The organism is Bradyrhizobium sp. 44 (assembly GCF_023073095.1).
Lineage (GTDB): Bacteria > Pseudomonadota > Alphaproteobacteria > Rhizobiales > Xanthobacteraceae > Bradyrhizobium.
Genome location: NZ_JADPIY010000040.1, coordinates 1 through 957, shown reverse-complemented (window position 1 = coordinate 957; position 957 = coordinate 1). Strand labels below are relative to the sequence as shown.

1 protein-coding gene is annotated in these 957 nt (G+C 65.3%); it reads left to right on the top strand.

Going from position 1 to position 957, the window contains the following annotated elements:
* The coding region (locus IVB41_RS34580; protein ID WP_247439176.1) for an Ig-like domain-containing protein at positions 1-957 on the top strand (957 nt) is incomplete at both ends.

Below are 957 nucleotides of genomic sequence, written 5' to 3'. Positions count from 1 at the left end.
CGATGGCGGCGCCACCTGGGCGGATGTGGTCCAGAACACCGGAACGACGTGGAGCCTGGTCGATGGCGTCGTCCATCCGGCGAGCTTCACCTACCAGACCCGGATCATCGACACCGCAGGCAACATCGGCACCACCGCCAGCAAAGCGGTGACGATCGATACGACGGCGCCGATCATCACGATCACCAGCACCGGCGGAGCGACCAACCAGGCCAGCCAGACTCTGGCCGGTACGGTCGATGTGGCCGATGCCGGGGCCGCCGTCACAATCCTGGACGGGACCACCACGATCGGCACCGCCGTCGTGCTGGGCGACGGCAGCTGGAGCAGCCTCGTCACGCTCGGCAATGGCAGCAACTCGCTGACGGCCAGGGTGAGCGATGTTGCCGGCAACACGACGACCAGCAATGCCGTTGTCTACACGCTCAGCACGACCGGCCCGGCCGTGACGGAGCATCTGACCTCCGATACCGGGTCTTCGGCGCTTGACCAGATCACTTCGAACGCTGCGCTGACCGGGACGGGCCTGGCAAACACCACGGTGCACTTCACCATCGATGGGACTTTAATCGCAACCACCAGTTTGGCGGATGGGAGCGGGAACTGGGCGTTCACACCGAGCGGTCTCGCTGATGGGCTGCATACCATTGTGGCGAGCCAGACGGACACGTTTGGCAATACGGGTAGCGCCTCGCTGATATTGACGCTCGATACGGCAGCTCCGTCCGAGGCGCTGGCGATCACGGCGATCAACCAGGATACCGGCACCGCCGGCGACTTCGTCACCAGCGACACCACGCTGACGGTCTCCGGCAGCAATGGCGCGCTGGGCGCCGGCGAGAAGATCCAGGTCTCCAGCGATGGCGGCGCCACCTGGGCGGATGTGGTCCAGAACACCGGAACGACGTGGAGCTTGGTCGATGGCGTCGTCCATCCGGCGAGCTTCACCTACCAGAC